The 5,568-nt window shown below is 59.7% G+C and carries 6 protein-coding genes, 1 tRNA gene and 1 pseudogene; 4 read left to right on the top strand and 4 right to left on the bottom strand.

The window, feature by feature from the left end; genetic code table 11:
* Positions 1 to 384: 384 nt before the first annotated feature.
* Positions 385 to 678: a potassium channel family protein gene (locus AC1DMK_RS30785; protein WP_477864008.1), complete on the bottom strand. Its 294-nt coding sequence runs from the start codon at positions 676 to 678 to the stop codon at positions 385 to 387.
* Between AC1DMK_RS30785 and AC1DMK_RS30780 the strand changes: the two are divergent.
* The 3 genes and pseudogenes from AC1DMK_RS30780 to AC1DMK_RS30770 all read left to right on the top strand — a co-directional run.
* A pseudogene (locus AC1DMK_RS30780) lies at positions 652 to 776 on the top strand (cold-shock protein); the annotation flags it as partial. The gene AC1DMK_RS30785 and the pseudogene AC1DMK_RS30780 sit on opposite strands and share 27 nt — an antisense overlap.
* 397 nt (positions 777 to 1,173) lie before the next feature.
* Positions 1,174 to 2,274, top strand: coding sequence for an HlyD family secretion protein (locus AC1DMK_RS30775; protein WP_477864007.1), 1,101 nt, complete (start codon positions 1,174 to 1,176; stop codon positions 2,272 to 2,274).
* Complete coding sequence (locus tag AC1DMK_RS30770; protein ID WP_477864006.1) at positions 2,264 to 3,292, top strand: DUF2955 domain-containing protein; 1,029 nt, start codon at positions 2,264 to 2,266, stop codon at positions 3,290 to 3,292. Before AC1DMK_RS30775 ends, AC1DMK_RS30770 begins: the two co-directional genes overlap by 11 nt.
* A gap of 153 nt (positions 3,293 to 3,445) precedes the next feature.
* Here the strand turns inward: AC1DMK_RS30770 and AC1DMK_RS30765 are convergent, their stop codons facing one another.
* Both AC1DMK_RS30765 and AC1DMK_RS30760 read right to left on the bottom strand, forming a co-directional pair.
* Entirely contained in the window at positions 3,446 to 4,534 is a 1,089-nt protein-coding gene (locus AC1DMK_RS30765; protein ID WP_477864005.1) for an AI-2E family transporter, read from the bottom strand.
* A gap of 121 nt (positions 4,535 to 4,655) precedes the next feature.
* A complete protein-coding gene (locus AC1DMK_RS30760) occupies positions 4,656 to 4,940 on the bottom strand; it encodes an ion channel (RefSeq protein WP_477864004.1) in 285 nt (94 codons plus the stop codon).
* A 231-nt stretch (positions 4,941 to 5,171) separates the two neighbouring features.
* On the opposite strand from AC1DMK_RS30760, the gene AC1DMK_RS30755 reads away from it, so the two are divergent.
* Positions 5,172 to 5,375 (top strand): hypothetical protein, encoded by a 204-nt coding sequence (locus tag AC1DMK_RS30755; RefSeq protein WP_477864003.1) that lies wholly within the window; start codon positions 5,172 to 5,174, stop codon positions 5,373 to 5,375.
* A gap of 47 nt (positions 5,376 to 5,422) precedes the next feature.
* Here the strand turns inward: AC1DMK_RS30755 and AC1DMK_RS30750 are convergent.
* Positions 5,423 to 5,499, bottom strand: a tRNA-Met gene (locus AC1DMK_RS30750).
* Between the last annotated feature and the right edge of the window lie 69 nt (positions 5,500 to 5,568).

Here is a 5,568-nt window from a genome sequence, read left to right as displayed (position 1 = left end):
ACCAACGGCGCCCGCATTCATCGCTTGACCGGCAGACACCGGATCAGGCTTATTTCAACGCGCTGACGCCGATGCTGGCTGCAGCGTAACCAAGGCGGGAATCCACTTAACAAACGCCGGGTACTGTTCAGACAAACCGAGCCAGCTCACTGATGACGAGAATTGCCTCAGGCGAGATTGACACGGAGCAGAAACAAAAAAAGCTCCTCGACGGTTATGTCGAGGAGCTTTCTGTGAAGCGTCTTGCATGGGCAAATTTGCAATTATCGTTGGTTGCGGGGGCCTGATCACACAGACACTTGTACATTCGGCATTTTATGAAAGCATTTCGCGGGGCGCACAAGTGGACTCAAACGTGAGCCCTGCGCGACCGCTTTCATCCGGCTAAATCTTTGTGGGGTCGTCCAAGGCACGCGAGCCCAAAGCGACGTTGCGGTCAGCCGCGTCCAGTGCCTTGACGGTGACCGCTGCAATTAGACCAGTCAGCACAATCCCGGCAAAGATTACCAATGCCAGCACCCGAGCCGAGAAATGTTTGGGCGTAAAATCGCCGTAGCCGATGGTAAGTCCTGTCACGAAGGTGAAGTAGAGAGCTTCGCCCATCCCCCAATCCTCAATGCGCCAAATTGCAAGGCCACATCCAATCTTGCCGGAGGAGCTAAGGATGTGTTCGTTCACATCTCGGCCCTGCAGGCTTCCGGAATTCAAGCCTTCGTGACGGCCAGAAGGTCTCCTTCGATGCCGAACCAGATCGGATGGGTAAGGGCCCGAAAGCTGAGCATCCGGGACGCTGTGGACGCGGTTTTTCAACGATATCCGCTATTGCCGGACCTCATGCAAAGTCGGCCTATTGAAGCCAAATGAGCAGCCTTCAGCTCTTCCGCCGGCCGTACAGCAGTAGCATGCCGATGATAACCCTTCGTAGATCAGCCGGCGGCCGGCCTCGTCAATCTGTATCACCGAGAGAATTGAACACCCGCGCGGTAACGTGGAAAACGATCGCCTATCCGCCGATGCTGCCTCGTCGGCGCTATGCTTTGAGCACCCGCATCGTCTATTCGGACGACATCTCCGCTGGTAAGGTGTAATATGCGGTTTGGTCCAGTTCGGCTTCCGGTATACCGCGCAGTAGGCCGTGGACTCGATGAATAGCGTCTTTCCGGGGGAAGAGCCGTGGATTCAACCCAGCCTGCAGCTGTCGTCGCCGGCCGCAATCCGTTGCGCAGGACGGCGCTCATACTGGTGCTCCTGGCGCTCGTCCTGTTTGTGCTGTCCGTCTTCATGGAGCGGCGTACACCCTCCACCTCCCAAGCGCAGGTTCAGGCCTATGTCGTGGGGATCGCGCCTGAGGTGACCGGCCGGGTCGTAGAGGTCAATGTCGACGACAACACGCTGGTCGAAGCCGGTCAGGTGCTTTTCCGCATCGATCCCAGCACCTATCAGATCGCCGTCGCCCAAGCGGAGGCCAATCTGGCGCTTGTCGGTCAGACCCTTGGCGCTTCCACTGCGACCGTGGACGCCGCCCAGGCCAAGCTGGTGGAGATGGAGGCGGATCGGGACAACCAGCGCGACGAGTACGCGCGGGCTACCGAACTGGTCAAGCGGGGCGTGTTTTCCAAGGCAAGGTACGATGCGGCGAAATCCAGTTACGAGCAGGCTGAGGCCTCGGTGACTGGTGCGGAGGCCGATCTCGCCAAGGCCAAGGAAGAGCTCGGCCCGGCAGGCGAAGACAACCCGCAGCTCCGGGAAGCGCTTGCGGCGTTGGAGGCCGCCCAGCTGGACCTGGTCCGAACCACCGTTCACGCACCATCGGCCGGCGTCGTCACGAACCTGCAGCTTTCCATCGGCAAGGTCGTCAGCGTCGGCCAGCCGGCCATGACATTCATCGATGTCGGGACGATCTGGATTGCCGCCGCCTTCAAGGAGAACAGCCTGGAGAATGTCGCCGTCGGCAATCGTGCCGAGCTGCTTTTCGATGCACTCCCCGGACGGCTCTTTCCTGCCAAGGTCGAAAGCGTCGGCCTCGGCGTATCTCAGCAGGGCGGCGGCGGGACTGACCCGAACACCGGTCTGCCGACGATCCGGACCGACACCGGCTGGGTCCAGGAGGCGCAGCGCTTTCCGGTTCGCCTAGTCATGGACGTAGAACGGCCAAAGGGCGTGCGATATGGCTCGCAGGCGACCGTCGTCATCTACACCGGCGATCATCCGGTCACAAATGCCTGGGGCTGGCTGTGGATCCGCATCATATCGGTGCTTAGCTATGTCGGCTGAAAACGACACCGCGCTTGCGGAGCAGCGTCGAAAGGGACTGCGGGTGGCATTTGCGGTTTCCGTGGGATTTACCTCCGCTGTGTCGCTCGGTGCCATCGTGCCGTTCCTCGTGCCTATTTTTGCCACACAGTTCCTGTTGGGTAGCTCCGGTCCGATGCCGCTAGGCAAGACATTAGGGGCTGCCTTGCTGATCCTGTTCACGGGGATCGGCATGATGGTCTTGACGAATCTGTTTGGCGATCGCCCTTCGACATTCCTGATCCTGCTGGCGCTGATCTACTTCTCCTGTTTCGTGGCCCAGTCGGCCGGCACAGGCGGGTCCGCGATTTTTCTAGTGCAGGTCGTCGCAATTATGGTTCCCTTGATCGGAATCCTGAACAAGGATCTTGCGAATTCAATCCTGTCGATCCTGATAAGCGGCATTCTCGGTGGCACACTTCTGATGTGGCTCGCCCATGCGGTGTTCCCGGAGCCGCCTTCGACGCGCCGCGTGGCGGCTACGGCAGCAGCCGGACCTCCCTCCTATGGGCGAGCATTGGCGAACACAGCGATACTGCTGGGGGCGGTGGCGGTCTGTCTGATCAACGATCAACTGTCCGCAGCGCTCGTCATCCCCATCACAATCGCCTCGCTGCTCGGCCAATTCGATGCCGCTGCGAGCAGCCGAATGGCACTCGGGCTTGTGGTCATCAATCTGTCAGGAGGGATCCTGGCATCCATCGCCTATTCCATCCTCATGCTACGTCCGAACGTCATCTCGATCTTTCTCATCGTCCTTGTGGTGACGCTGATCCTGGGCGGGCGCGCCGCGGGCCGGTCGAAAGATGCTAAGATGTACGCCGGCGCTCTCACGACTTTCCTGATCCTGTTCGGGCTTGGCGTGTCACCGGTGCCCGGCAGCGCCGCTGAATCCTTCGCGACCCGCATTGTCTACGTCGGCGCGGCGTTGATCTACACGCTCCTGATGGCTGCAATCTTCTGGCCGCAATCGGAAACACGCGAAACTTATGCCAAATGACGCGCCTGGCCTCTTTCAAAGGATCCACTTGGGGGTGTCGCACTTGGATCTCTCTTCTTGACCCGTCCGTATCCGCCAGCCCGACGCCGGCCGGCCCGGAGGTTTTGCGGGGCACCAACGGCCTCAAACAGCAGCGTCAAAGCTGAAGGACACTCAGGTGACCGCTGCCGGCTGCTCCTCATTCGTGCCGAGCCAAGCCTGCAAGACGGTCCAGAGCACCGCCAGCGTCGTCGCACCGATGAACATGCCGGTGAAGCCCCAGGCTGCCAAGCCCCCGATCACTCCCATGAAAAGCACGAGCATCGGTAACTGCCCGCTGCGGGCGATCAGCATAGGCTTCACGATATTGTCTGCTCCCATGAGTAGAATGATCCCCCATGCAGCGGTGAAAATGGCCCAGCCGGTTTGCCCCTCGGAACCCAGCCAGATCGCTACCGGCAGCCAGACCAGAAGAGGTCCAATCTGGATAACGGCCAGGAAAAACGTCGCTGCGGCCAAGGCAATGGCTCCTGGAACGCCGGCGATTGCAAAGCCGATCCAGGCCAGCACTCCCTCGAGCAGAGCCGTTCCAATGACGCCGATTGCAACGCCGCTTATGGCCCTTCCCGCAGCATTCAGCAATTCTGGCCCCTTCGGTCCAACTATGCGGACCATGATGGCGGAGACAAACCGCAGCACCCAGGTGCGCGACGCATGAAGTACCGCGGCTATGATGACGCCCACGAAGATTTCAAGGACGGCCACCAGAAGACCCGCACCCAGGTTGATGAGCCAGCGCCCTGCGGCAGCAAGCTGGGTTTGGTAGCGCTGCATCAACACCAGGCCCTCGCGCTGCAGTTCCTGCCATGCCGCCGATACCTTGTTTCCGACCAGCGGAAGTCCCGCAATCCACTCGGGAAGGTTGGGGATTCCGCGAGTGCCCGCCGTGCTCAGCCACGCCTCGGCGACACTCAGATAGTCAGCAATAGCGGAACAGAGATAGATCAACGGCACGATGATGATCGTCACGGCGACCACGCCGAATAACACGGCAGCCAGGCGACGCCTTCCGTTCAGCAGTTCGACTATTCGATCAAACAGCCCAGCTGTCGCAATGGCAAGGATCACTGCGTAGGTGAGGACACCGACAAAGGCCAGCAGTACCCAGAAGCTCGCGACGATCAGCATGGACATAAGCAGCAAAGCCAAAGCTGCCTCTATGACCTTCTGGTGTCGACCGCCTTCAACACGCACTCCCTGCATAACAACACCTCCTGGCTTGGATCAGAAGTCGGCGAAGCCCCTTTCTGCAAGGGACAGCCACTGATGGTTGCGTACGTCGGTCCCGTGCACCGGGCCCCGTCTCGCACCGCAAGTCCTTGTTTCACGGTTGTGCGATGTTTTGATCCGCAGTCCGGGTGGACGACAGTTCCGAGACTTTGAAAAGAAATGCCGTAGTCCAGCCGAGCAGCAGGATTCCGTTCACACCTTCGATGGCACTGGCGAGCCGCCATTCGGTGGATGGCATGGTGTCGCCATAGCCGATCGTGGCGAAGGTAATCGCCGAGAGGGCACCTCGTCCTATCCGGAGCAGCAGCATAGCCGCCATGCCATGAATAAAGATCGTGGCAAGCAGCACGCCAGTGCCCGTGACAATCTGAAGTAACATCCTTGCGCGTCCCCCAGCACCAAACACAGCCCAGGTGTTTCAACCCCGAGCCGAACCCGCGCCAACGCTGCCATCGTATGAAACCTGCCTCCCGGACTCCAGTCCCGCTGGAAAATCAACCGAGGAGCGGGCCTCAACTCCGATGTACCATTGCTAATCTGCCTCAGAACGCAACCGGAGACAAGGAACTTACCGTAATATCTACCCTGAAGTGGTTGCTACTGGCCTAATTTGACGGGGCACGTCACCGGCCATCAGCCGGCAACCCTGCAGGTCCATGGCCTGATCGCCAGCATCCTCGCCCAGATGGACGTGCTGAGCTATATGGAGCGCCGTTTCATCGCCGAGGCGCATGCGGATTTTGCGGACAAGCTGGAGGCCGGCGAGATCGACACGGAGGTCAAACAACAAAAAGCTCCTCGACGGTTATGTTGAGGAGCTTTCTGTGAAGCGTCTTGCATGGGCAAATTTGCAATTATCGTTGGTTGCGGGGGCAGGATTTGAACCTGCGGCCTTCAGGTTATGAGCCTGACGAGCTACCGGGCTGCTCCACCCCGCGTCGAGCGACGATCCGTTTGGATTTGTCGCGCTTGCGTAACCGCGCGAGCGATTATGCATCCTGTTTGAG

Source organism: Rhizobium sp. 05L419 (assembly GCF_056397845.1).
Note: the sequence above shows the minus strand (reverse complement) of the source record. Positions and strands in the feature narration are given on the sequence as shown.